This window comes from Streptomyces sp. V3I7, from assembly GCF_030817495.1.
In the GTDB taxonomy this organism is placed as follows: Bacteria; Actinomycetota; Actinomycetes; order Streptomycetales; family Streptomycetaceae; genus Streptomyces.
In genome coordinates this window covers 2,936,804-2,961,056 of record NZ_JAUSZK010000001.1, presented here as the reverse complement: position 1 = coordinate 2,961,056, position 24,253 = coordinate 2,936,804, and the positions used below count along the sequence as shown (strand labels likewise).

The following is a 24,253-nucleotide window of genomic DNA, read 5'->3' as shown; positions in this document are numbered from 1 at the left end:
GTACGATCGGTGACCGTGCAAGGTTCGGAGAACTCTTCCCGTCGCGGCCGTCGCTCATCCACCATGGGCGGCATGCCGCTCAACGACATGCCCTGGTGGCGCTGGCGCTGCAACGTGCGCTCCGCGCTGCACATGCTCTCCGATCCGGTGTTCCAGCGGGAGGTCTGGCTGGCAGGTGTGGACGGGTACGGCGACGTCACCGACGCCGTGTACCGGCTGGTCGAGGACACCTGGCTGGACAACTGGTCCGCCGAGAAGTACGTCGGCACGATCTTCCGGGACTCGCAGGAGGCGGCGCTCGTCGACACCGCCGTACTCCGGGTGCTGCGGATCATGCACCAGGTCGGGCCGGACGCCCCGGTCTCGGCGTACCTCGAACACCACGCGTGGCCCGAGGCGGTGCGCGCGGCACGCGACGCGCACGTCCGGATGGCGACTGGCGACGAGGACGAGGTCGACGCGCCGCCGCGCAGCCTCGAGGTGCTCCAGATCATGACTCGGTCCGCCTAGCGGACGGTTGCTCGTGCGCGCGGCCCCGTATGGGACCCTGTGCTGCATGAACGAGCAGTCCACCCGCCCCGAGGTCGCGGCCGACCAGTACGTCCTCACGCTGTCCTGCCCGGACCGGAAGGGGATCGTGCACGCCGTGTCGAGCTATCTGTTCATGACCGGCTGCAACATCGAGGACAGCCAGCAGTTCGGGGACCACGACACGGGACTGTTCTTCATGCGCGTCCACTTCTCCGCGGACGCCCCCCTCACGGTGGACAAGCTGCGCGCGAGCTTCGCGGCCATCGGTGACTCCTTCCAGATGGACTGGCAGATCAACCGGGCCGACGAGAAGATGCGCATCGTCCTGATGGTCAGCAAGTTCGGCCACTGCCTGAACGACCTGCTCTTCCGCGCCCGCACCGGCGCGCTCCCGGTGGAGATCGCGGCCGTGGTCTCCAACCACACCGACTTCGCCGAGCTGGTGGGCTCCTACGGCATCCCCTTCCACCACATCCCGGTGACGAAGGACACGAAGTCCCAGGCCGAGGCGCGGCTGCTGGAGATCGTCCGCGAGGAGAACGTCGAACTGGTCGTCCTGGCCCGCTACATGCAGGTCCTCTCGGACGACCTGTGCAAGGCGCTCAGCGGCCGGATCATCAACATCCACCACTCCTTCCTGCCGAGCTTCAAGGGCGCCAAGCCCTACCACCAGGCGCACACCCGCGGCGTGAAGCTGATCGGCGCCACCGCCCACTACGTCACCGCCGACCTCGACGAGGGCCCGATCATCGAGCAGGAGGTCGAGCGCGTCGGCCACGAGGCCACCCCGGACCAGTTGGTCGCCGTCGGCCGCGACGTCGAGTGCCAGGCCCTGGCCCGTGCCGTCAAGTGGCACGCGGAACGCCGCATCCTTCTCAACGGCCGCCGCACGGTGGTGTTCGCGTAGGAACGAGGCCGCCTGCGGCGGGAGGGGCCTGCGTCAGGCTCACATCCGGCTCAGGCCCGCCGTCGCGAACAGCACGTCCCTGATGGCCTCGCGGTCGCCGAGCTGGCCCGCGGCGGCCTCCTCGGGGGAGACATGGCCGGCAGCGAGGCGGCAGAACTCGACGTCGTCCAGGGCGACATGGGCCACCTCGTGGTCGGCGGAGCCCACCGCGCCCGGGGAGTCCAGCGGGATCAGCCAGTGGCCGCCGCCGCTGCCCTCGATCTCCAGGCGCAGGCTGCGGCCCGGTTCGCCCGCGGGCACGAGGTGCCGGGACGGCAGGGGCGAGGCCTGCCCCGCCTGACGGCGCGCCGCGAGCGCGGTCGGCAGCATGCGGGCGGCCAGGTCGATCATGCGGTGCCGGTGACGCGGCGCGGGCGGCTTGTACGGGTAGGACACCGCCTCCGCGATGTCCTCCGCGTGCACCCAGCACTCGAAGGCGCGGTCCAGCATCGCGTCGCGCAACGGCAGGCCGAAGTCCCCGTAGGAGACGGCGAGCCGGCCCGAGCCGCTGCCCGTGAAGGACACCGTCCGTACGAGGTGGTGGCTCTGCTCCCGCCACGGCGTGCGCACCGCGCGGGTCGCCGGGTGGTGGGACGCCCGCCAGAACGCCTCGGTGCGCGCGGCCGGCCCCACCGCGTCCTCGCCCGGCGTGTCCCCGAGCGGGTCCGCGAGGCCCAGCGCGGTCGCGACCAGCCCGTCGACCGACAGCAGATGCGCGATCACCCCGGCGACGGTCGTACGGCGGCTCGCCGCCTCGTCGCCCTCGAACCACCGTAAGCGCACGGGCGCGTGCCACTCCGCGTCCCCGAAGTCCTGCAGCAGCGCGTCGAGCCGCGCGGTCTCGGCGTCGTACGGCGTCGCCCACTCGGGCACCGGGATGCGCGGCGGGCGCCGGTCGAGGCAGCCCTCAAGGACGCGGGTGCGCAGCGCCGGGTCGAGGTCGAGGCTCTCGGGCGGCCGGAGCAGGCCGACCGCCTCGCGCAGCCGCCGCGCCTCGTCCGCGCACATGCCGCAGTCGCCGAGGTGCTCCTCGACGGCCTCCGTCTCCGCGGCCGAGCAGGCGGCCAGCGCCCACGCCCCGAGCAGCGCGCGCAGCACGTCGTGCGAGAGGACGAGCGGCGCAGGGGCGGCATCGGCCGGCTCGGGCAGCGGACGTCCGCCGTCCTCGACGGAGGCGCGGGGCACCGGAATGCGCGGCGGCCGGTGCCCGCCCGGGCCGCCGGGACCCGGCGGCGGCGCCCCACCGCCGCTCCCCTCGCCGTCGCCGCCGCCCGTGTCCCACTCGCGCGCGTCGCGCCCCGCCCCGGTCACAGGGCACCGCCGTACTCCGGCGGCGTACCGGCGTCGTGGGCGGTGGAGAGCAGCTGCAGGCCCAGCCGGAGCCGGCGGCGCGCCTCGTCCTCGGTGACCCCGAGGTCGGCGGCGGTCTGGCGGTAGTCGCGGCGCTCGAAGTAGGCCAGCTCCAGGGCGGTGCGCAGCGGGGCCGGCATGGAGTGGACGATGTAGTCGGCGCGGGCGGCGACCGAGGCGTGGCGCACCTTGCGCTCCAGCTCCGCCGCGGAGACCTCCGCGGGCAGCTCCCCGGAGCCGCCGCCGTCGGTGAGGGCGGCGGTCCCGTCGGCGCGCAGCCGCTGCACGGCGAGCCGGTGCGTCAGCTCGGCGACCCAGGTGCGCAGCGGGCCCTGCTTGGGGTCGTACGCGTCAGGGTGCTCCCACACATGGGCGAACACCTCGCGGGTGACGCGGTCGGCGGCCCGCTCGTCGCCGAGCACGCGATGGGCGTGGTTGTGCACGAGCGAAGCGAACCGGTCATAGAACTCGCCGAGGGCGGCCGCCTCGCCGCGCGCGAGCCGCTGCTGCATCTTGCGGTCCCGTCGGGGCGGCGCGTCCTGCTGCGCCATGCGGCCCCTCCCTCCCCGAGACCCGGTCCGGCCCGGCCGACGTGTGTTCCCCGTCTCCCCGAATGTAGTCGGCGCCCACGAGAGCGCACGCCCCTTTATGGCAATGCGCGCCCCGGCGGAGGTTGGAGGTGGTAGTGGAACCAGTTCGATCGAACCTGACTGGGTGTGACCGAAACAAGCCCCTTGTTGATCACTTTCTGTTTTGCCCCCGGGGTTTCAGGGAACGGCCGCTGGGCAGCCGCGCGGAAAGAAGCGTAGGAGCTGCTTCCGTTTCTGGGCGGTTCCGGGTGATCCGGCGAGCGGAGGGCATGGCCGTGGCATTCAAGGTGACCAGCGTCGAGCGGAGCGGGTGGGCCGTCCTGCGGGTGTCCGGCGAACTGGACCTGATGACCTCGCCCACACTGCGCCAGCGGGTGCACGACGCGGTGGCCGAGGGGCAGCACAGCCTCGTCCTCGATCTCGACGCGGTCTTCTTCTGCGACTCCAGCGGCGTCGGTGTGCTCATCGCCACCCGCCGCCTGATGCGCTCCTGCCGGGGCAGGCTGCGGCTCATACTGCCCGCCCGCGGCGCGGACGGTACCGAGGCCCGCCAGAGCGAGGCCGACAGCGGCGGGAGTTCGCACGTGAACCGCGTCCTCGCGGCCCTCGGCGTACGGCGCCTGTTCGACGTCTACCCCGACCTCGACGCCGCTCTCTCCGAGGAGTCGAGCCCGCTCTCCGCCTGACGCGCCGCCCCTTTCGCTTTCTTGATCCGCATTCCGGGACAACTCTCTTTTCGGCTTCCCCCGTTGAATTCCCGGGGCCCCTCCGCCGGTATTCCTCGCGCGCCTGATCGATGTCACGGATCGTGGCATCAGGGGGTCACCGCGTGTCGATATCGGGTTGTGTCCCAGGCGTGACTCGTCACAGCCCGGAGTCGGCCGTCCCCTCCGGTACCTTGTGTGGGATGCGAGTGGTTCCGAGTACGAGCCATGCCGGCGCTGCCCCCGGGGCGGCCCCGCAGCAGACGGTGTGCGCCGCCGAAAACCGGGTGACCGGGGTCTTTTCCCTCGCTCGTTCGAGTTCCCGCGGTGAGCGTCGCACAGTATGCCGCACGCGTACTCCTTCGCGCTGGAATATGCCCGAAGCGCTTGTTGGCGTGACTGTACGTCAACCATGCTGTCTCGTAAGGGAATCACATTCCGTGACCCTTGTTCTGGCCGTTGTTCAGGCCGTTGTTCTGGCCATGCAGAAAATGGCTACGATCGTGGCCCTTGCCGCGGCGCGCGCGACTGTTGTCGCCGTGTGCGCCCGGCGTGGGTTCATGTGTCCGCCGGTTCGGATGGTGTGAACGGTGCAGGTGCTTCAAGTGCAGCTGGAGGTCCGGCCCGACCCCGCAGAGGTGGGGCGGGCGCGGAGATGGGCCCGGTCCCGGCTCGCCGGATCGGGTATAGCGGCGGACGAGCCGCTGGCCGAGACCCTGGTCCTGCTCGTCTCCGAACTGGTCACCAACGCCGTGGTGCACACCGGCCGCCCGGCCGTGCTGCGGCTGTCCCTGCCGGGCACGGCCGCGGAGGCGGCCACCGTGCGCCTGGAGGTGGCCGACGCCAGCACCCGCGCGCCCGTGCCGCGGTGCGCGGGCGGCGAGGCGACCGGCGGCCGCGGGCTCGCGCTCGTCGACGGCCTGGCGGACCGCTGGGGCTGGAGCCCCGAGGGGGCGGGCAAGCGCATCTGGTGCGAACTGGACCGCTGTTCGCCGGCCCGGGAGAGCGCAGCGGTGGCGTACGGATGCGGGCTGTCGCTGTACGAGGGGCTGGCCTTCGAGGCCGTGTAGCGCGGTTGCGCGGTGGTGCGCCGGTGGTGCCTCGCATCACACCCACGGCATTCGGGATGTAAACGACGAATGCCGGTACGGGTGTTGACGCCTCGTGACCGATTGATGACGCTTGTGGTCAACGATTCGCCGCGAGGGGACGGCGAGGGTCTTGGTGACGGAGATCCTCGCCGAGTGTGGGTCGAGCCGGATGGCGGCGCACCGGAACCGGGCTCGGAGCGGGTCGCGCCGCCAGTCGGCATCCCGTCACCCCTCGCCCCTGGGCTACGGGATCTCCGTACCCCCCGGACCCACCGCGGCCCGGAACGTCCGCCGGTACGCGGTCGGGGTGACCCCCAGCGCCTGCTGCAGATGCTGGCGCATCGACTGCGCCGTGCCGAAGCCCGCGTCCCGGGCCACCTGGTCGACCGACAGATCCGTCGACTCCAGCAGCTGCCGCGCGCGTTCGACGCGCTGCTGGGTGAGCCACTGCCCGGGGCTGACGCCGGCCTCCTCACGGAAGCGGCGCGTGAACGTGCGTACCGACATCGCCTCCTGCTCGGCCAGGTCGCGCAGCTGGATGGGCTCGTGCAGCCGGCCCAGCGCCCAGGCGCGGGCGGCGGTCGTGGTGGCGAGCTGAGGGTCCGGCACCGGGCGGTGGACGTACTGCGCCTGGCCGCCGTCGCGGTGCGGCGGTACGACCGTGCGGCGGGCGACCTCGTTGGCGACCGCGGTGCCGTGGTCGCGGCGCACCATGTGCAGGCACAGATCGATCCCGGCGGCGACCCCGGCCGAGGTGAGCACGTCGCCGTCGTCGATGAACAGCACGTCCGCGTCCACCCGGACCCGGGGGAACATCCGCTGGAGGTGCTCGGCGTCGGCCCAGTGCGTGGTCGCCCGGCGCCCGTCGAGGAGGCCGGCGGCGGCGAGGACGTACACGCCCGTGCAGATGGAGGCGAGCCGGGTGCCGGGGCGGACGAGCGCCAGCGCGGCGGCCAGTTCCTCGGTCAGCACGCCCTCGTCGAAGACCGGGCCCAGCCGGTACGACGCCGGGATGACGACGGTGTCGGCGGTGGCCAGCGTCTCGGGGCCGTTCTCGACCTCGATGGCGAAGTCGGCGTCCGTCCTGACCCGGCCCGGCGACCGCACCGAGCAGGTCACGACCTCGTACAGCCGCCGCCCCGCGGCGTCCTCGGGGCGGCCGAAGATGCGGTGGGGGATGCCCAGTTCGAAGGGAAGCAGGCCGTCCAGGGCGAGGACGACGACGCGGTGCGGACGGAACTCCGGCTCACGGCACATGGCCCGATCCTAACGAACGCTGTCCCTCCGGCCACTCGATGGAGCGGCTCCCGCATCGGAAGCTCTGAGACGTGACCCAGACAACCGAAGCCGCAACCGCTGTACGGCAGCCGAAGCCGTTCCGATCACCCCGGCGCATCCACCGCGCGTGGTTCGTCGCCGCCGTCACCTTCGTCACGATCATCGGCGCGGCGGCCTTCCGCTCCCTGCCCGGACTGCTCATCGACCCGCTGCACGAGGGTTTCGGCTGGTCGCGCGGCACCATCGGCGCCGCCGTCTCCGTCAACCTCGCGCTGTACGGGCTCACCGCGCCCTTCGCCGCCGCGCTGATGGACCGCTTCGGCATCCGCCGGGTGGTCGCCGTCGCGCTGACCGTGATCGCGCTCGGCTCGGGCCTGACGGTGTGGATGACGGCGCCCTGGCAGCTCATGCTGTGCTGGGGCGTGCTGGTCGGCCTGGGCTCCGGCTCGATGGCGCTCGCCTTCGCCGCGACCGTCACCAACCGCTGGTTCACCGAGCGCCGGGGCCTGGTAAGCGGCATCCTCACCGCCGCGTCGGCCTCCGGCCAGCTGATCTTCCTGCCGATCCTGTCCTGGACGATCGAGACCTACTCCTGGCGCCCCGCCGCCGTGACCGTCGCCCTGGCCGCCCTCGCCGTCGTCCCGTTCGTCTGGCTGCTGCTGCGCGACCACCCGGCCGACGTGGGCCTGAAGCCGTACGGCGCACGGGAGTTCACACCCAAGCCGCCCCCGGTCACCGGAGCCGCCCGGCGCGCGCTCACGGTGCTGTCCTCCGCGGTCCGCATCGGCCCCTTCTGGCTGCTGGCCGGCACCTTCGCGATCTGCGGTGCCTCCACCAACGGCCTGATCCAGACCCACTTCGTGCCCGCGGCCCACGACCACGACATGCCGGTCACGGCGGCGGCCTCGCTGCTCGCGGTCGTCGGCGTGTTCGACGTGGCTGGCACGATCGCCTCCGGCTGGTTCACCGACCGCTTCGACGCGCGCCGTCTGCTCGCCGTGTACTACGGGCTCAGGGGCGTCTCGCTGCTCTTCCTGCCCATGCTGCTGGGGCAGTCGGGGCCCAGCGTGCACCCGCCGATGGTCTTCTTCATCGTCTTCTACGGCCTCGACTGGGTCGCCACCGTCCCGCCGACGCTGGCCCTGTGCCGCGAGCAGTACGGCGAGGACAGCGCCATCGTCTTCGGCTGGGTCCTCGCCTCCCACCAGATCGGCGCCGCACTGGTCGCCTTCCTCGGCGGTGTGGCCCGCGACGCCTTCGGCTCGTACGACGTCGTCTGGTACGCCTCCGGCACCCTGTGCGCGGCGGCCACGCTGATGGCGCTGATGATCAAGCGGCGCCGGACGACGGCCGTGCCCGCCTGAGTCCGGCCGGGGTGCGGGCGGCTTGGGCGACGGGTCTTCCGCGCGCGTCGAGCACGCCGAGGTGCCCGACCAGCCCCCTGGCGCGGGGCGGCCTCCGGTCGCCACATGGCGCCGTTGGGCGCCGCCCCTGCCCGCCTGAGCCGGCCGGCTCAGGGTCCTGGCGCGCCGGCTCAGGCCCGCTTCCGGGCGACGGCCCGCGCGATCCTCTCCGCGTCCCGCGCCAGTTCGCGGAGCATGCCGCTGATGGGGTTGGTGTAGCCGGTGAAGTACAGGCCCTGGGCGTCGGCGGCGGTGCGCGGGCCGTGGGCCACGGGGCGGCCCCGCTCGTCCAGCACGCCGAGATGCCCCACCAGCTCCTCCAGAGCCCGGGTGTAACCGGTCGCCGCGATCACGGCGTCCGGGGAGATCCGGTCGCCGTCGGCGAGCACCACCTTGCCGTCCTCGAACCCCTCCAGGGCGGCCACGATCTCCACCCGCCCCTGCTGCACGGCGTCGATGAGCCCGACGTCCTGCACGGGGATGGCGCCCTGCCGGACCCGGCTGTACAGGCCGGTGTCCGGGCGGGGCAGGCCGTGGGCGGACAGGTCCGGGGTGCTGAGCCTCGCCATCGGCCGGGCGAGCCGGTCGACGAGGCGCACCGGCAGGCGGCGTACCAGGATGCCGGTGTACTGGGCCGCCCAGCCCGCGGTCGAGCGGCGCACGATGTGCGGGGCGTTGCGCACGGCGAGGCGGACGCGCGCGGCGCCGCCCTCCACCAGGTCCACGGCGATCTCGGCGCCGGTGTTGCCCACGCCGACGACGAGGACGTCCCGTCCGGCGAAGGGCCGGGCGTCGCGGTAGGCGCTCGCGTGCAGGAACTCGCCGGTGTACGTGTCGCGTCCGGGCCAGTCGGGCACGCGCGGGGTGTGGTTGAAGCCGGTGGCGACGACCACCGCGCGGCCCGTCAGCTCACGGCCGCCGGAGGCGCGCAGCAGCCAGCCGTCCCCGTCGGCCGCGCGCTCCACGCGCGAGACCTCGACGCCGGTGACGATCTCCAGCTCGTGGTGCTCGGCGTACTTCTCCAGGTACCGCACCACGTTGTCCCGCGACACCCACCGCCCGAACCGCCGCGGGATCGGCAGTCCTGGCAGACCTGACAGGCGCCGGGTGGTGTGCAGATGGAGCCGGTCGTAGTGCCGCCGCCAGGACGCGCCCACGCGGTCGGACTTCTCCAGGACGACGGCCCGCACGCCCCGCGCGCGCAACGCGTAGGCGGCGGCCAGGCCGCCGGGTCCGGCCCCGATGACGTAGACGGGCCGTCCGGTGGGAGGCCCGAAGGAGTGCGGGGGCGTGCTGGAGTCGCTCATGAGCGCGAGCGTAATCACCTTGCAGCTTGATGGGTCTCGGTCAAGACGGGAATCGGTTGCGAATCGATCACGGATGTAGGGGGAGCGGGTGGAACCTGTGGCCTCACGGCCACAGCAGCTCTCGGATCCAACGTCCGTCCGCCCGCCGGTAGATGAGGCGCACGTGCCGGCGCTCGGCGTCTCCCTGGAAGAACTCGACCTCGTCGGGGCGCAGGCGGTACAGCGTCCACGTCGGGGCCGGGGTCGCCGGGTCGAGGCGGGCCTGCTCCCAGGCGGCCTCGGACGCCTCGCGCAACTCCGCGACGGACGGCAGGACTTCGCTCTGCTGTCCCGTCAGTGCGGCGGCCAGCGCTCCCGTGGAGCGTGCGTGGAGGTCCGCCTGGCCCTCCTCGGGCGGTGACTGTGTGACCGGGCCGCGGAGCCGGACCTGGCGGCCCAGGACCGGCCAGTAGAACACCAGGGCCGCGTAGGGGCGGGCGTCGAGCTGACGGCCCTTGCGGCTCGTGGCGTGGGTGGCGAAGGACCAGCCGTCCGAGTCCGCGCCGTGCAGCATCACGATGCGTACGTCCGGATTGCCGTCCTCGCCCGCCGTGGCCAGCGACATGGTGTGCGGCTCGGGCTGGCCCGCGTCCACCGCCTCGGCGAACCACGTCGTGAACAGCGGGAGGGGTGCGGAGGGTGCGGTCTCCGGGTCGAAGGCGGGCAGCCGCGTGACGCCGGGCGCCCAGACCCGCAGTGACCTCAGGAGATGGTGGAGATCGGTTGCCGACATGGGGTGAGTATCACTCCGGCGAGCGTCACGCCCGCCAGACAGGACGTGTGATCTCGAAAGGGTGTTACTTCGCCGGCTTCTTGCCCGTGACGCCCAGATACACCAACAGCGCCAGGTTCGGCTTCAGTTCGGCCTGCTTGACGCCCCAGGTCTGGAAGCCCTTCTGGTGCGAGGCCACGCCCGCGAGCATGGTGACCAGCGAGCCCGCGATCGCCGCCGGGTTCACGTCCTTGTCGACCTTGCCCTTGGACTGGAGCTCGGCGACGGCGTCCGACAGGGCGCTGTTCACCGAACTGAGGATCTTCATGCGGAGCTTGTAGAAACGTTTATCCCCTTCGGCGGCGCCGAGATCGACGACGCGAAGGATGGCGTCGTGCTTGCGCCAGAAGTCGAGGAATCCGTCCACGAGTTCCTGCGCCGTCTGCCAGCCAGCCTTGCCGACCCAGCTGCGTCCCTCCAGCAGCTCGGCCAGCCCGGCGCCGTCGGCGGCCATGTGATCGGCGATCTCCAGGACGGCACCTTCGACGTCCGGAAAGTACTGGTAGAAGGTCGCGGGCGAAGTGCCCGCTTTCCGGGCGACATCGATGACCTTGACGTCGCGGTACGGGGAGGAGCTGAGCATCTCGCTGAGGCAGTCGAGCAGCTTCTGGCGGGTCGCCTGCCCACGTCTCCCGGCCACGCGGCCGTCGACGGTACGCACTTGTCCTGTCATGCCGTCAGCTTACCGAGGGGGGATCCCAGCGCGATTTGGCCGACTGCAAATGGGGTGCGGGCCGGTGCGGGGCCCGGTTTCCTTGGTCCTGCGGGGCGCGCGGGAGCCGGTTACTTTGTGGATATGGCCGAAAACAGCGCATCGGGATTCGGGGAGGGCGTCCCGTGCTGGGCGGACGCACAGCTGCCCGACGTCGCGGCGGGAAAGCGCTTCTACGGTGAGCTCTTCGGGTGGACCTTCGACGAGGACGCCCCGGTGCTGGGCACCGTCTGGGGCCGGCAGGATGGCGCCCCCGTCGCCGCCTTGTCGCACAAGTCGGACGGCCGCATGCCGACCGTCTGGACGGTCTACTTCGCCACCCCGGACGCGGAGGCGCTGTCCCGGCGGATCCTCGCGGCGGGTGGCCAGGTGGTGACGGCCCCGCTGCCCACCGAGGGCGGCCTCGGCACCGCCGCGCTCGTCACCGACCCCGAGGGCGCCGTCTTCGGACTGTGGCAGGCCGGGGGCCACCCGGGCTTCGGGCGGCGCGACGAGCCCGGCACCTTCGCCTGGGTGCAGCTCTACGCCCGGAACACCGAGATGGCCAACGCCTTCTACGGCGCCCTGTTCCACGACGCCCTGTTCGGCCCCGGCGCCGTGCCCGAGTTCGGCCGCGCCCCCGTCTCCGACGCCTTCCCGGCCGAGATGCCGCCGCACCTGCTCGTGCACTTCCGGGTGGACGACTGCGATACGGCGACCGAGGACGTTCGCCGGCTCGGCGGCCGGGTGCAGGTGCCCGCCTTCGACGCGTCGTACGGACGCGTGGCCGTCGTCGTCGACAATCAGGGGGCGTCCTTCGCGCTGCTCCAGCGCTGAGGCGTCGACAAGCCGGTGATTTGTCGCACTTGTAGCGGGACACCCCGATATTGCCCCGGGTTCGCAACCAGTGCTCCGGCCAGGAAGAATCAGGGTGCGTGCCGCCTCGGCGGTGCGGTGGTGAGACGCTGCACGGGGTCGCGTACATATGTGGGTGACGCGGCTCGTACGGGGAGGTGGCAGGCAAGTGGTGGATCAGCTGACGCAGCACGACCCGCGGCGGATCGGGCCGTTCGAGGTGCTGGGACGGCTGGGTGCCGGCGGAATGGGACTGGTGTATCTCGCGCGCTCGGCGTCCGGCCGGCGCGTGGCGATCAAGACGGTCCGCACGGAACTCGCCGAGGACCAGCTCTTCCGGGTCCGCTTCACCCGCGAGGTGGAGGCGGCACGGGCGGTCTCCGGCTTCTACACGGCCGCGGTCGTGGACGCCGATCCGCGCGCGGCCGTGCCCTGGCTCGCCACCGCGTACGTACCCGCGCCCTCCCTCGAGGAGATAGTGAACGAGTGCGGGCCGCTGCCGGCCCAGGCGGTGCGCTGGCTCGCGGCGGGCGTCGCGGAGGCGCTGCAGTCCATCCACGGCGCCGGGCTCGTCCACCGCGACCTCAAGCCGTCCAACGTGCTCGTCGTCGAGGACGGCCCCCGGGTCATCGACTTCGGCATCGCCTCCGGCGTCTCCAACACCCGTCTGACGATGACGAACGTCGCCGTCGGCACGCCCGCGTACATGTCCCCGGAGCAGGCCAAGGACTCGCGCAGCGTGACCGGCGCGAGCGACGTCTTCTCGCTCGGCTCGATGCTGGTCTTCGCCGCCACCGGCCACCCGCCCTTCCACGGCGCCAACCCGGTCGAGACCGTCTTCATGCTGCTGCGCGAGGGACCGGACCTCGAAGGGCTCCCGGACGAGCTGCGCCCGCTCATCGAGTCCTGCATGCAGATGGAGGCCACGGGCCGGCCCAACCCCGCCGACCTCCAGGCCCAGCTCGCCCCGCACCTGTTCGGCGCCGGCTCCGACGACAGCGGTACGGCGTCCGCGTGGCTGCCGGAGAAGGCGGTCAGCCTGATCGAGGCCCGCCGCGGCGGCCGCCCGCCCGTCAGGCCGTCCGCGCCCCCGGCCGGACCGCGCAGCGGCGGCCGTGCGGCCGTGCCCCCGCCGCCGCCGTACGACCCCGCCGTCCCGGCCCCCGCCGGGCCCGCGCCCGTCCCCGTGACCGCCGGCGGCCATGACACCGGACCGGTGCGGCTGGCCGGCGCCCAGGTGCCGATCGGGCCCGGCCCGCGCGTCGCCGACGCCCGCGCCGCCGCCGTCAAGGCACCGCCGCCGGAGGCCGGCCTGGTCGCTCACTGGTCGCGCCCGCGCGCCGGCGTCAACGGCGCCGATCCCGTCGTCCCGCCGGCCCCGCCTGCGCCCCCGGAGCCCGGGGCGGGCTGGCGCCCGTGGCGCTTTCGCATGTCCAACGACGTCTGGGGCACCCCGGCCGTCGACGGCGACCTCGTCTACGTCACCTCCTTCGAGGTGCACGCCCTGGACGTGGCCACCGGCCGACGCCGTTTCAAGACCCGCGACGTCGCCTGGTCGATGGCGGTCGCGGACGGCCGTATCCACGCCTCCGACGGCCCCACCCTCTTCGCCCTTCAGGCCCGCGAGGGCACCGACCTGTGGCGGCTGTCCACGGACGCCTGGGTGTACTCCCTCCAGGCCGACCGGGGCACGGTCGTCACCGGCACCCGCGGCGGCGGCGCCCAGGCCTGGGACGCCGCCGGCGGTCAGAAGCTGTGGGAGATCTCCGGCTGCCAGACCGACTTCGAGTCGCCCGAGGCCGGACCGTCCGTCCACGACGGCCGGGTCTTCGTGTGGCAGGACGGCCGGCTGCGCGCCCTCGACGCCCGCTCGGGCGAGGAGCGCTGGTCGTACCCCATCGGAGACGCCGCGTCCTGCGGTGGCGTACCGATCCGCCTGACCCACGCTCCCGACGGCCAGGTGTACATCTCGGCCGGGACGCGCGTGCTCGCCATCGACGCGGCGAGCGGCATGGTGCGCTGGCACTTCGAGGCCCCCGCGGCCTTCCTGTGCCCGCCCGCCTTCGTCCCCGGCCCCGCGGTGACCGGCGGCGGCCTCTACCTCGCCGACTACCTCGGCACGGTGTACGCCCTCGACGCCGCCGACGGCCGCGACCGCTGGCGCATCGCCACCGAGGCCCGCACCTCCATCGAGCCGGTCCTGGTGGCCGCCGGGCACGTCCACGTGGGCAGCGGCAAGGGCCTGTACACCCTGGACGCCGTCACGGGCACGCCCAAGTGGCGCTTCCAGGCGGGCGGCGACATCGTGGGCGCCCCCGCGGTCGCCGAAGGCCGCATCCACTTCGGCTCCACGGACCACCTGCTCTACACGCTCAAGGCCGACGACGGCCGGCTGCGCTGGAAGCTGGCGACCGGCGGCGAGATCACCGGCTCACCCGTGGTCAAGGACGGCGTGGTGTACGCGTGCAGCAAGGACCGCTGCGTCTACGCCCTGGACGCGGAGAAGGGCACGGGGACGGCGCGTACGGCGTAGGGCGGCCGCCCCGCCCCGGGAAACGCGCCGGCCGCGGCAGGCACCTGTCGGTGCCACCGCGGCCGGATTCCCCCGTCGGCGAAGACTCAGGCGGTCTCGTCGGAGGCGTGGTTGTCGAGCGGCTTGACCGTGGCGGTCTTGTCCGCAGCGGCCGTCGTGGCCCCGGCCGGGTCCGTCGTGGTGTCGACGGCACCCTCCTCCACGAGGGAGGCGTGGTTGTCGAGCGGCTTGATGACGTCGCTCTTCTTCGTCTTACTCATGTTCACCAACTCCAGCAAGTCGTGCTGCAAACGAGCGAAACCGCCCGCCTGACGACTCCCCCGAGGGCCGTCGGACGGGCGGTCCGGGCCGTTCACCTTAACGGTGTGACCTCACCGCGATCCGCCAGCCCCCGATGCGGCGGATCGATGAGTGCAACAGTGCCGGGAGCCGATAAACGAATGATGAACGCCCCATGGTCGCCGCGGCGTTGCCGCCCTAGGCCACCGCGGTCGGGGCCAGCAGCCCGCGCACCTCGTCCGCCTCCGGGGAGCCGAGCTGCTCGAAGATGGACAGGGCCTCGCCCCAGCAGGCGCTCGCGCGGTCGGGCTGGCCGAGGCGGGAGAGCGCCTTGCCGAGCACGGTGAGCACCGTCCCGCGCCGCCACTCCCCGCCGATGCCGCGCAGCGCGATGGCCTGCTCCGCGTGGCGCGCGGCCAGCCCGAACCGGCGTCCCGCCAGATGCACTTCGGCGATACGGAAGTGGGTGACGCCCTCCCACAGCGGCTGGCGGTTCTCGTGGAACAGCGCGAGGGCGGCGGTGAGTTGGCCGAGCGCCTCCGCGAGCTGACCGGCCTCGGTCAGGGCGATGCCGAGCGCGTAGCGGCCGTTGGCCAGGCGCAGAGTCAGCCCCATCCGGTCGTAGATGTCGATGCCCTGCTGGGCGAGTTCGATGGCGCTGGCGGTGCGGCCCATGGCCAGATGGATCCGGGAGAGGTTGCAGCGGGCGCTGGCCTCGCCGACGTCGTTGCCGTCGGCCCGGAAGTTCTCGATGGCCTGCTCCAGATAGCGCTCGCCGTCGGCGTGGCGGTTCTGGTAGATCGCGATGATCCCGCGGTCGTTGGGGGCGCAGCAGCTCGGCAGCGGGTCGTGGGCGTCGGCGGCCAGCTCCATGGCGAGCCGGGCCTCCTGGTCCGCCTCGCCGAACCGGCCGCCGACGAGGTGGACGTTGGTGAGCGCGGTCCGGGCCCGGCCCTCCGCCCGGACGTCCCCGGCCGCGTGGGCGGCGTCACGAGCCGCCCGCGCGGCCACCTCGTACGCGCGCGCGTTCGCGCCCGACTCCGCCAGGTCCTTGGAGGCCCACAGCAGATCGACGGCCCGGCGCAGCCCCGGCCCGTCCACGCTCTGGCGCACGCACGCCATCACGCAGTGGGCCTCGGCGTAGAGCCAGTCCTGGGCGGCGTGCCGCGAGGCGAACGCCAGGCCCGGGTACGAGGTCCGCTCCAGGTGGTCCACCAGCCGGTCGCCCGGCCGCTCGATCGCGTACACCCCGGCCGCCGTCGCCAGGTAGAAGTCCAGCAGCCGCGACAGCGCGTCCGTGCGCTCGCCGGGCGGCAGTTCGTCGCGTTCGGCGCAGGCGCGGGCGTAGAGCCGGACCAGGTCGTGGAAGCGGTAGCGGCCGGGGGCGGCGGACTCCAGCAGGGAGGTGTCCACCAGGGACTCCAGCAGGTCCTCGGTGTCCTCCGCGGGCAGGTCCAGCACCGCCGCGGCCGCCGCCAGCGAGATGTCCGGGCCGTCGGCCAGCCCCAGCAGCCGGAACGCCCGGGCCTGGGCCGGCTCCAGCTGGCCGTAGCCGAGCTCGAAGGTGGCCTTGACCGCCAGGTCGCCGGCCTGGAGCTCGTCCAGCCGACGCCGCTCGTCCGCGAGCTTGGCCGCCAGCACGGACACCGTCCAGGTCCGCCGGGCCGCGAGCCGGGACGCCGCGATCCGGATCGCCAGCGGCAGGAAACCGCACGCCGCGACCACGTCGAGGGCGGCCTCGCGCTCGCTGGCCACCCGCCAGGCGCCCACGATCTTCGTGAACAGCGACAGCGCCTCCTCCGGCGACATCACGTCCAGGTCCACCAGGCGCGCCCCGGCCAGCCCCACCATGCGCACCCGGGACGTCACCAGCGCCGCGCAGCCCTCCGTGCCGGGCAGCAGCGGACGTACCTGCGCGGCGTCGCGGGCGTTGTCCAGCAGGACCAGCACGCGCCGCCCGTCCAGCACCGACCGGTACAGCGCCGACCGCTCCTCCAGCGAGTCCGGGATCGCCGAGTCCGGTGTGCCGAGGGCGCGCAGGAACGAGCCCAGCACAGTCTCCGGCTCCGCCGCCCGGGGTCCGGCACCCTGGAGGTCGACGTACAACTGCCCGTCGGGGAAGGCGGAACGCGCCTGATGCGCCACGTGCACCGCCAGCGTGGTCTTGCCGACGCCGCCGATCCCGGCCAGCGCCGACACGGCCATCACCCGGCCGTCCGCCGACGCCAGCACCTCGCCCAGCTCGGCGACGAACGCCGCCCGGCCCGTGAAGTCGGGTACCTGCGCCGGAAGTTGCGCCGGACGTACGGGCGCCGGGGCCGGTTCGACGGCGGGCACCGACGGCTCCGCCAGGGACGGGTCGGCCCGCAGGATGCGCTGCTGGAGCTCCCGCAGGCCCGGCCGCGGGTCCACCCCCAGCTCGTCGGCCAGCAGGCGCCGGGTGTCCGCGTACGCCGCCAGCGCCTCCGCCTGGCGGCCGCTGCGGTACAGCGCCAGCATCAGCAGCTCCCGCAGCCGCTCGCGCAGCGGGTGCGCCGCCGTCAGGGCCGTCAGCTCCGAGACGGCCTCGGCGTGGCAGCCCTGGTCCAGGTCCATCTCCAGCCGCGTCTCCAGGAGTTGGAGCCGCCACTCCTCCAGCCGCACCCGCTGCGCCTCCGCGTACGGCCCCGGCACGCCCGCGAGCACCTCGCCGTCCCACAGCGCCAGCGCCCGGTTCAGCACCTCGCGCGCCTGGCGCAGGTCCCCGCCGCCGCGCGCCTTCTCCGCCTCGGCCGCCAGGACCTGCGCGTGCGCCAGATCCAGCGCGCTCTCGCGTAGCCCCCGCACCGCGTAGCCCCCGGACTCGCTGACCAGCACCCCGGGATCCAGCGCCTTGCGCAGCCGGGAGGCGTACGTCCGCACCGCCGCCAGCGCCTGCGACGGCGGCTCGGCGCCCCACAGGGCGTCGATCAGCTCCGCCGCGGTCGCCGTGCGTCCCTCGCGCAGCAACAGGGCGGCGAGCAGGGCCCGTTGCTGGGGTGAACCCGTGCTGAGCGGCTCCTCGCCGCGCCAGGCACGCACCGGTCCGAGCACACTGAACCGCAGCGACAGCGCCGCCGGCTCCGCACCGGAGCCGGGATGACGCTGCTGCTCCGGAACTCGCGGGCCAGCGTCCATGCGTTCGTCCCCCTAGGCATTCCGAACAACTACGTCAGTTTGCCTTGTTCACAGCGGTTGCGTCAGCCGTGCGAGACACCGATCACAAGGGGCATCACGCTGGTCCACACAGTCCTCACACGGTCTCTACGTGGTGGGGCGGCGACCCAGGAAGATCGGGTTCGTCACACCCGCCAGCGCACCGGGCAGCGGACCCGCCGCCGTCTCGTGCCGCAACTCCGCCCGTACGTAGGCCGCGTACGACGGCGTGGTGTGCCACTCGACCACGCCCGAGCCCGTCACCGGCAGCGGATCGCTGGTCAGCAGGACGCCCTCGTCCGTCACCAGGCGGACCGTGCAGCGCGGGGCGCCCGAGACCTCCAGGCGCACCGTCACCGGGGTGTCGGCGTCCATCTCCAACCGCTCCCCGATCCCGGCCAGTTGACCGCGCCCGCCGGTCGCGGTGAACGCCATCGTGACGTGCCTGGACTCGGCGACGTACGAGCGGCCCGCGCGGATGCCCTCCTGGACGGCCTCGCGGGTGAGGTCGTCGGCGAGGACCACCGTCTGCGGGGAGCCGACGACGTCCGGGTCGCGGTGGGCGTCGCTGTTGCCCATCGCCGGCAGCCACGCCCGGTTCTGCCGTACGGAGGCGATGAGTTGGGCGTCCCAGGCGGCGAGCGCGACCTCGTCGTCGGGGGTGTAGGGGCCGTTCCACACCTCCACGGCGTCCGCCTCCCCGAAGCCGAACTTCCAGGCGCAGCCGACACAGGTGGCGTGCGGGTGGGCCGGGACGACCAGCCCGCCCGCGCGGCGGATCTCGCGGGCGAACCGGCCGAAACGGTTGTCGCGGGCCCGGTAGCGCCAGTCCACGAAGGTGCCCGGGTCGGTGCCCAGCGCGACCACATGGCCGTTGCGGGTCGTGATCTCCTCGCCCAGCATGATCAGCAGGTCGTCGCCGGCCTCGGCGGCCCAGTGCGGGTGCGCCGAATGAGTGTTGTGGTCCGAGGAGTTGATGAAGTCGAGACCGGCCGCCCGCGCGAGCGCCGCGATCTCGGCGGGGGTGCGGCGGCCGTCGGAGTACCAGGAGTGCAGATGGCAGTCGCCCCGGTACCAGTCCCGGCCGCGGCCCCGGGCCCGCTCGGGCGGATACACCTGGCGCGGAGTGGCGCCGGGCTCTCCGTGGACGAGCGTGACCGTGATCTCGTACGCCAGGCCCTGCGGCGCCACCGTGTAGGGCCCGAGGACGAGGTGCCAGGTGCCCGCGTCCACCGGGCCCGGTATGTAGCCCGGCGTGGCGTCGTCCGCGCGGACGAAGAACTCGGTGCGGGCGCCGCCCGACCAGCCCCGGAAGCCTCGGCCGCCGAGGTCGGTGCCGCGGCCGTCGAAGAGGCCGATGTCGAGGGCGTTGCCCGTGGTGCCGGCCGGGACGGACGGCCGCTCGTAGGTGTAGGAGACCCTGATCTCCCGTACGCCGGAGGGGACTTCGACCGGGAGGTACACGAAGTCCGGGGCGCCGGGCGGCAGGGTGCCGCGCAAGGTCCGGGTCTGCGGACCACTGGTGTCGGCTGCGGCGAAGCTCACGCCTTCCAAGGTAAGCGCGGCCGCCGCTCCCGTCACCAAGAGGGCGCGTCGCCCCGGGCCGGGGGCCGGTCTGCGGCCGTGTTCGTCCTCGCACATGCTGCTGCTCCCATCGCGATCGCGTCGTGCGGTGCCTGAATGGGTGGTGCAGTGGTGGTGCAGGAGGTGTTGAGGGGGGCGTCATCCTCGTACACCGCCGTGAACGGCTGGGCAAGGGGAAGTAACCGGCCACCCTCGGGCGGCGGCTCCCGTTTGTCCTGATCACCCCGAACGTATGCTCAAACAATGACGACTTCCGCGACCTCCGGAACCGGACCGACCGAGAACGCCACGCGCCGCGCGCTCAAGCGCGCCCGGGACGGCGTCGCCCTGGACGTCGCCGAGGCGGCGGTGCTGCTCCAGGCGCGCGGCGCGGCACTGGAGGACCTCACCGCGTCGGCCGCCCGGGTGCGGGACGCGGGCCTGGAGGCGGCCGGGCGGCCCGGCGTCATCACGTACTCCAAGAGCGTCTTCATCCCGCTCACCCGGCTGTGCCGGGACAAGTGCCACTACTGCACCTTCGTCACCGTCCCCGGCAAGCTGCGCCGGGCCGGGCACGGGATGTTCATGTCCCCGGACGAGGTGCTCGACATCGCCCGCAAGGGCGCCGCCCTCGGCTGCAAGGAAGCGCTGATCACCCTCGGCGACAAGCCCGAGGACCGCTGGCCCGAGGCCCGCGAGTGGCTCGACGCGCACGGCTACGACGACACGATCGCCTACGTACGGGCCGTCTCGATCCGCATCCTTGAGGAGACGGGCCTGCTGCCGCACCTCAACCCCGGGGTGATGAGCTGGACGGACTTCCAGCGCCTGAAGCCGGTGGCCCCCTCGATGGGGATGATGCTGGAGACGACGGCGACCCGCCTGTGGTCCGAGCCGGGCGGCCCCCACCACGGCTCCCCGGACAAGGAACCGGCCGTCCGGCTGCGGGTGCTGGAGGACGCGGGCCGTTCCTCGGTCCCGTTCACCTCCGGGCTCCTGATCGGGATCGGGGAGACGTACGAGGAGCGCGCCGAGTCGCTCTTCGCGCTGCGGAAGGTGGCGCGGGCGTACCACGGCATCCAGGAGCTGATCATTCAGAACTTCCGCGCCAAGCCGGACACGGCGATGCGCGGCATGCCGGACGCGGAGCTGGACGAGCTGGTGGCCACGGTGGCGGTGGCCAGGCTCATCATGGGCCCGTCGGCCTGCCTGCAGGCACCGCCGAACCTGGTGGACAGCGAGTACGAGCGGCTGATCGGCGCCGGCATCGACGACTGGGGCGGCGTCTCGCCCCTGACCATCGACCACGTCAACCCCGAGCGCCCCTGGCCGCAGATCGAGGAGTTGGCGCACAGGTCGGCGGCGGCAGGCTTCGAGCTGCGCGAACGCCTCTGCGTCTACCCGGAGTTCGTCACGCGGGGCGAGCCCTGGCTGGACCCGCGCCTGCTCCCGCACGTGCGCGCGCTGGCGGACCCGGAGACGGGCCTGGCGTGCGCGCAGGCGCTGCCCGCCGGCCTGCCCTGGCAGGAACCGGACGAGGCGTTCCAGCCCTCCGGCCGTACGGACCTCCACGCGACGATCGACACGGAGGGCCGTACGTCCGACCGGCGCGACGACTTCGACGAGGTGTACGGCGACTGGGGCGCCCTGCGCGAGGCGGCCGCGCCCGGCATGGCGCCGGAGCGGATCGACACCGACGTACGCGCGGCGCTGGCGACGGCGGCCGACGACCCCACCCGGCTCACGGACGCCGAGGCGCTCGCGCTGCTGCACGCGGACGGCCCGGCGCTGGACGCGCTGACCCGGATCGCGGACGACGTGCGCCGCGCGGCCGTCGGCGAGGACGTCACCTACATCGTCACGCGCAACATCAACTTCACCAACGTCTGCTACACGGGCTGCCGTTTCTGCGCCTTCGCGCAGCGCCGCACGGACGCCGACGCCTACACCCTGTCGCTGGAGCAGGTGGCGGACCGCGCCCAACAGGCGTGGGACGTGGGCGCGGTGGAGGTCTGCATGCAGGGCGGCATCCATCCGGACCTGCCGGGCACGGCGTACTTCGACATCGCGCGGGCGGTGAAGAAGCGCGTCCCGGGGATGCACGTACACGCCTTCTCCCCGATGGAGGTCGTGAACGGCGCGACCCGCACCGGCCTGTCCATCCGCGAGTGGCTGACGGCGGCGAAGGAAGCGGGCCTGGACTCCATCCCCGGCACGGCGGCGGAGATCCTGGACGACGAGGTGCGCTGGGTCCTCACGAAGGGCAAGCTGCCGACGGCGACGTGGATCGAGGTGATCACGACGGCCCACGAGCTGGGCCTGCGCTCGTCGTCGACGATGATGTACGGCCACGTCGACCAGCCGCGCCACTGGCTGGGGCATCTGAGGACTCTGGCCGGGATCCAGCAACAGACGGGCGGCTTCACGGAGTTCGTCACCCTCCCCTTCATCCACACCAACGCCCCGGTGTACCTGGCGGGCATCGCCCGGCCGGGTCCGACGACGCGCGACAACCGCGCGGTGACGGCGATGGCGAGGCTGCTCCTGCACCCGCACATCCCCAACATCCAGACGAGCTGGGTGAAGCTGGGCGCGGACGGCGCGGCGGAGATGCTCCGCTCCGGCGCCAACGACCTGGGCGGCACGCTGATGGAGGAGACGATCTCGCGTATGGCGGGTTCGTCGTACGGCTCCTACAAGTCGGTGAAGGACCTGATCGCGGTCGCGGAGGCGGCGGACCGCCCGGCGCGCCCGCGCACGACGCTGTACGGCGAGGTGCCCGAGGAGCGGCAGCGTGCGGCTGCCGCCTCTGACGGCCATCTTCCGGAGTTGCTGCCGGTGCTGGACTGACGAGGGCTGAGGTGCCTCCCTGGGTCCTCATGGGGAAGGACGCTCAGTACGATGATCCGACCCCTGGTCGATGGGGGACCCAGAGCTCTGAGGAGATACGTACCCGTGCCTGCCCGACTGCCCTCGTGGGCCTGGGTCACCGGCCTGACGGTGGGGGCGACCGCGGCCGTGGTCGTGCTCGCCGTGCAAGCGGAGAAGGGGCCGCATCCGACGGCCTCCGCGCACGCGCGCCCGAGCGCCTCCGCCTCGGCGAGCGCCCGCCCGTCCGCCACCCCGAAGCCGACCGCGCCGCCCGTCGAGGCCGCGGTGCCGGCCGCCTCGGGCGTCGGCCGCCGCGTCGTGTACTCGCTGAGCCAGAAGCGCGTGTGGCTGGTGGACGCGAACGACACGGCGTCCCGCACCTTCAAGGTCTGGCCGGGCACGCTGAGCCCCGACCCCGGCACCTACGCGATCTCCAGCCGCACGGACGCCGTCACCGGCTCCGACAACGTACAGATCGAGCACGTCCTGTACTTCGCCGTGAAGTCCGGCCTCAACGTCGCCTTCTCCAACGCCGTCGACGGCGCGTCCCCGCCTCCGCCGGAGCCGGGTGCGCAGACGAGCGGTATCCGGATGTCGCGGGCGGCGGGCACGGCGCTGTGGAAGTTCGGTTCGACGGGGACGAAGGTCGCGGTCGTCGGCTAGTCAGCCACGTTCCGAGGACCGGCCGGCGAATGCCACGAACTCGGTCCAGGTCGCGTCTGTGAACGCGAGTTGGGCGCCGTGCGTGTTCTTGGAGTCGCGGACGTGGATGGTGGCGTGGGTGGGGGATATGGCGACCTCGACGCAGTCGGGGCCCTCGTTGCTGCTGTAGCTGCTCTTGAACCACTCCAGCGGGGCGACAGTCATGTCTCTTCTCCCAGCGCATTCTTGATGAAGGCCAGCGACTCCTGAGGAGTCAGAGCCTGGGATCGGATGATCCCATAGCGCATTTCGACAGGCTGGACTTCTCTGGGGTCGCTGATCAGGCGGCTGTAGGTCTGTCCTTCCTCATGAGCCACAGTCTTGCCGTCCTGGAGTTTCAGTAGGCGGATGGGCCCACCCATGCCTGCGTGATCCTCGCGGTCTGTGGGCATCACCTGGAACTCCACCTGCCTCAACACGGCCAGCTCCAGGAGGTGTTCGAGCTGCTGGCGCAGGACCATTCTGCCTCCGATGGGCCGCCGCAGCGTCACCTCTTCTTGGACGAAGGTGAGGATGGGGCGCGGTACGCGCTCGAAGATCCTCTTGCGTGCCATGCGTGCGCTGACATGACGGTCGATCTCGTCCTCGGTGTACGAGGGGCGCCGCATCGTGAAGAGGGCCTTTGTGTATTCCGGAGTTTGCAGCAAGCCGTGCACGTAGTGGTTTGCGTAGGAGCCAAGCTCGACCGCCTCCTCCTCCAGTTTCGCCAGGTCCCGCACCTTCTTCGGATACCGGGCCCTCTCCACGTCCTCCCTCATTGAGGAGAGCTTCCCGCCCGCCCCCAGCACCTCATCGGCCTTGTCCAGGAAATCCGGCTTCGGAATCCTCCGCCCACGCTCCACCGACGAGACCATCTCCTCGCCGTACCCGATGGCCGTACCGAGTTCGGACTGCCTCAGACCGGCGGCATCCCGCCACATCTTGATCTGCCGCCCGACCGTCCTGAGTACGGCCTCGGCCTCTTCGTCCTCCACCCCTGCCCCTTCCGGCGTACGAGCCGTACGACCACGCCAGTCGGCCGGACAGTCACGCTCCGTACCGTGGTCGTTGCTGTTCAGCGTAGGTACGAGTCGCCACGCTGGGTGACATGAATGAGAAAACCTGCCTCAGGATTCAGCTTTCCGCGACCCGGCGCGGCGCCCGGCTCGCCCGCCTTCTCGCGGAGCGTCAACTGGTTGAGTGGGGACTCCCGTTCGAGGACGCGGTGCAGGTCGTCGCCGAGTTGGCGGCTAACGCCGTACTCCACGGGCGGGTCAGGGGGAGGGACTTCCGGTTCGGGCTGGAGTTGTACGACGACGGCACTCTCCGTGTCGAGGTGACCGATGCCCGGGGTGACCAAGTCCCGCATATCTTCGACCCGGTGGACGGTGAGGCGGAGGCGGGCCGGGGTCTACGGATCGTCGCCGCGTACGCGCATCGCTGGGGCGTCGATCCGGCAGAGGCTGGTGCGAAGACGGTCTGGGCCGAACTCGTGCCGGATCGCGTGGATCGGTGACCTGGTCGTGCCCGACGCCAAAGACAAAGAACCGGGGTAAAGAACCAAACCCTCCCCACCCAGCCCGTCACTCACCGCA

Annotated in this window: 21 protein-coding genes; 10 read left to right on the top strand and 11 right to left on the bottom strand. The window is 72.5% G+C overall.

Annotated elements, in window-relative coordinates; all coding sequences use genetic code 11:
• Positions 1 to 9 precede the first annotated feature (9 nt).
• On the top strand, positions 10 to 510 hold the full coding sequence (locus tag QFZ74_RS13660; protein WP_307621093.1) for a hypothetical protein: 501 nt from the start codon (positions 10 to 12) through the stop codon (positions 508 to 510).
• A gap of 46 nt (positions 511 to 556) precedes the next feature.
• A complete protein-coding gene (gene purU, locus QFZ74_RS13655; protein WP_307621092.1) occupies positions 557 to 1,438 on the top strand; it encodes a formyltetrahydrofolate deformylase in 882 nt (293 codons plus the stop codon).
• A 39-nt stretch (positions 1,439 to 1,477) separates the two neighbouring features.
• Here the strand turns inward: purU and QFZ74_RS13650 are convergent, their stop codons facing one another.
• A complete protein-coding gene (locus tag QFZ74_RS13650; RefSeq protein ID WP_373462382.1) occupies positions 1,478 to 2,788 on the bottom strand; it encodes a maleylpyruvate isomerase N-terminal domain-containing protein in 1,311 nt (436 codons plus the stop codon).
• Entirely contained in the window at positions 2,785 to 3,378 is a 594-nt protein-coding gene (locus QFZ74_RS13645) for a sigma-70 family RNA polymerase sigma factor (RefSeq protein WP_307621091.1), read from the bottom strand. Before QFZ74_RS13645 ends, QFZ74_RS13650 begins: the two co-directional genes overlap by 4 nt.
• 308 nt (positions 3,379 to 3,686) lie before the next feature.
• Here QFZ74_RS13645 and QFZ74_RS13640 point away from each other — a divergent pair, with 308 nt between their 5' ends.
• Together QFZ74_RS13640 and QFZ74_RS13635 are read left to right on the top strand one after the other, a co-directional pair.
• Entirely contained in the window at positions 3,687 to 4,103 is a 417-nt protein-coding gene (locus QFZ74_RS13640; protein ID WP_307621090.1) for an STAS domain-containing protein, read from the top strand.
• Positions 4,104 to 4,726: 623 nt separating this feature from the next.
• Positions 4,727 to 5,191, top strand: a complete 465-nt coding sequence (locus tag QFZ74_RS13635) for an ATP-binding protein (RefSeq protein WP_307624142.1) — start codon at positions 4,727 to 4,729, stop codon at positions 5,189 to 5,191.
• A 264-nt stretch (positions 5,192 to 5,455) separates the two neighbouring features.
• Here the strand turns inward: QFZ74_RS13635 and QFZ74_RS13630 are convergent, their stop codons facing one another.
• Complete coding sequence (locus QFZ74_RS13630; protein WP_307621089.1) at positions 5,456 to 6,469, bottom strand: GlxA family transcriptional regulator; 1,014 nt, start codon at positions 6,467 to 6,469, stop codon at positions 5,456 to 5,458.
• Between the two features lie 71 nt (positions 6,470 to 6,540).
• Here QFZ74_RS13630 and QFZ74_RS13625 point away from each other — a divergent pair, with 71 nt between their 5' ends.
• Positions 6,541 to 7,854, top strand: coding sequence for an MFS transporter (locus QFZ74_RS13625; RefSeq protein ID WP_307621088.1), 1,314 nt, complete (start codon positions 6,541 to 6,543; stop codon positions 7,852 to 7,854).
• 170 nt (positions 7,855 to 8,024) lie between these two features.
• On the opposite strand, the gene QFZ74_RS13620 is transcribed toward QFZ74_RS13625, so the two are convergent.
• The 3 genes from QFZ74_RS13620 to QFZ74_RS13610 form a co-directional block, all read right to left on the bottom strand.
• The gene (locus QFZ74_RS13620) at positions 8,025 to 9,200 is read right to left on the bottom strand and encodes an NAD(P)/FAD-dependent oxidoreductase (protein WP_307621087.1); all 1,176 of its coding nucleotides are present in this window, start codon (positions 9,198 to 9,200) and stop codon (positions 8,025 to 8,027) included.
• A 103-nt stretch (positions 9,201 to 9,303) separates the two neighbouring features.
• Positions 9,304 to 9,972: a pyridoxal 5'-phosphate synthase gene (locus QFZ74_RS13615; protein ID WP_307621086.1), complete on the bottom strand. Its 669-nt coding sequence runs from the start codon at positions 9,970 to 9,972 to the stop codon at positions 9,304 to 9,306.
• A 64-nt stretch (positions 9,973 to 10,036) separates the two neighbouring features.
• Positions 10,037 to 10,672 carry a TetR family transcriptional regulator gene (locus tag QFZ74_RS13610; RefSeq protein WP_307624141.1) on the bottom strand — a complete coding sequence of 212 codons (636 nt, stop codon included), beginning with the start codon at positions 10,670 to 10,672 and terminating at the stop codon, positions 10,037 to 10,039.
• Positions 10,673 to 10,807: 135 nt separating this feature from the next.
• Between QFZ74_RS13610 and QFZ74_RS13605 the strand changes: the two genes are divergently transcribed.
• Positions 10,808 to 11,539 (top strand): VOC family protein, encoded by a 732-nt coding sequence (locus QFZ74_RS13605; protein ID WP_307621085.1) that lies wholly within the window; start codon positions 10,808 to 10,810, stop codon positions 11,537 to 11,539.
• 187 nt (positions 11,540 to 11,726) lie between these two features.
• Positions 11,727 to 14,090: a PQQ-binding-like beta-propeller repeat protein gene (locus QFZ74_RS13600; RefSeq protein ID WP_307621084.1), complete on the top strand. Its 2,364-nt coding sequence runs from the start codon at positions 11,727 to 11,729 to the stop codon at positions 14,088 to 14,090.
• Positions 14,091 to 14,176: 86 nt separating this feature from the next.
• Here QFZ74_RS13600 and QFZ74_RS13595 read toward each other — a convergent pair whose 3' ends face one another.
• The 3 genes from QFZ74_RS13595 to QFZ74_RS13585 form a co-directional block, all read right to left on the bottom strand.
• Entirely contained in the window at positions 14,177 to 14,350 is a 174-nt protein-coding gene (locus tag QFZ74_RS13595; protein WP_307621083.1) for a hypothetical protein, read from the bottom strand.
• Between the two features lie 217 nt (positions 14,351 to 14,567).
• Positions 14,568 to 17,525, bottom strand: a complete 2,958-nt coding sequence (locus QFZ74_RS13590; RefSeq protein WP_307621082.1) for an AfsR/SARP family transcriptional regulator — start codon at positions 17,523 to 17,525, stop codon at positions 14,568 to 14,570.
• A 126-nt stretch (positions 17,526 to 17,651) separates the two neighbouring features.
• A complete protein-coding gene (locus QFZ74_RS13585) occupies positions 17,652 to 19,184 on the bottom strand; it encodes a CehA/McbA family metallohydrolase (protein ID WP_307621081.1) in 1,533 nt (510 codons plus the stop codon).
• A gap of 186 nt (positions 19,185 to 19,370) precedes the next feature.
• On the opposite strand from QFZ74_RS13585, the gene QFZ74_RS13580 reads away from it, so the two are divergent.
• Both QFZ74_RS13580 and QFZ74_RS13575 read left to right on the top strand, forming a co-directional pair.
• Positions 19,371 to 21,956 (top strand): bifunctional FO biosynthesis protein CofGH, encoded by a 2,586-nt coding sequence (locus tag QFZ74_RS13580; RefSeq protein ID WP_307621080.1) that lies wholly within the window; start codon positions 19,371 to 19,373, stop codon positions 21,954 to 21,956.
• Positions 21,957 to 22,061: 105 nt separating this feature from the next.
• Positions 22,062 to 22,640, top strand: coding sequence for a hypothetical protein (locus tag QFZ74_RS13575; protein ID WP_307621079.1), 579 nt, complete (start codon positions 22,062 to 22,064; stop codon positions 22,638 to 22,640).
• Here the strand turns inward: QFZ74_RS13575 and QFZ74_RS13570 are convergent, their stop codons facing one another.
• Positions 22,641 to 22,844, bottom strand: coding sequence for a DUF397 domain-containing protein (locus QFZ74_RS13570; protein WP_307621078.1), 204 nt, complete (start codon positions 22,842 to 22,844; stop codon positions 22,641 to 22,643).
• Entirely contained in the window at positions 22,841 to 23,653 is an 813-nt protein-coding gene (locus tag QFZ74_RS13565; protein ID WP_307621077.1) for a helix-turn-helix transcriptional regulator, read from the bottom strand. Before QFZ74_RS13565 ends, QFZ74_RS13570 begins: the two co-directional genes overlap by 4 nt.
• Before the next feature lie 113 nt (positions 23,654 to 23,766).
• Here QFZ74_RS13565 and QFZ74_RS13560 point away from each other — a divergent pair, with 113 nt between their 5' ends.
• On the top strand, positions 23,767 to 24,174 hold the full coding sequence (locus tag QFZ74_RS13560) for an ATP-binding protein (protein ID WP_307621076.1): 408 nt from the start codon (positions 23,767 to 23,769) through the stop codon (positions 24,172 to 24,174).
• Positions 24,175 to 24,253: the final 79 nt, after the last annotated feature.

Coding starts and splice junctions, on each gene's coding strand:
- QFZ74_RS13570 (WP_307621078.1), bottom strand. CDS start 22,844: ATGACTGTCGCCCCGCTGGAGTGGTTCAAGAGCAGCTACAGCAGCAAC.
- QFZ74_RS13615 (WP_307621086.1), bottom strand. CDS start 9,972: ATGTCGGCAACCGATCTCCACCATCTCCTGAGGTCACTGCGGGTCTGG.
- QFZ74_RS13585 (WP_307621081.1), bottom strand. CDS start 19,184: ATGTGCGAGGACGAACACGGCCGCAGACCGGCCCCCGGCCCGGGGCGA.
- QFZ74_RS13595 (WP_307621083.1), bottom strand. CDS start 14,350: ATGAGTAAGACGAAGAAGAGCGACGTCATCAAGCCGCTCGACAACCAC.
- QFZ74_RS13620 (WP_307621087.1), bottom strand. CDS start 9,200: ATGAGCGACTCCAGCACGCCCCCGCACTCCTTCGGGCCTCCCACCGGA.
- QFZ74_RS13640 (WP_307621090.1), top strand. CDS start 3,687: ATGGCCGTGGCATTCAAGGTGACCAGCGTCGAGCGGAGCGGGTGGGCC.
- QFZ74_RS13590 (WP_307621082.1), bottom strand. CDS start 17,525: ATGGACGCTGGCCCGCGAGTTCCGGAGCAGCAGCGTCATCCCGGCTCC.
- QFZ74_RS13580 (WP_307621080.1), top strand. CDS start 19,371: ATGACGACTTCCGCGACCTCCGGAACCGGACCGACCGAGAACGCCACG.
- QFZ74_RS13560 (WP_307621076.1), top strand. CDS start 23,767: ATGAATGAGAAAACCTGCCTCAGGATTCAGCTTTCCGCGACCCGGCGC.
- QFZ74_RS13645 (WP_307621091.1), bottom strand. CDS start 3,378: ATGGCGCAGCAGGACGCGCCGCCCCGACGGGACCGCAAGATGCAGCAG.
- QFZ74_RS13630 (WP_307621089.1), bottom strand. CDS start 6,469: ATGTGCCGTGAGCCGGAGTTCCGTCCGCACCGCGTCGTCGTCCTCGCC.
- QFZ74_RS13605 (WP_307621085.1), top strand. CDS start 10,808: ATGGCCGAAAACAGCGCATCGGGATTCGGGGAGGGCGTCCCGTGCTGG.
- purU (WP_307621092.1), top strand. CDS start 557: ATGAACGAGCAGTCCACCCGCCCCGAGGTCGCGGCCGACCAGTACGTC.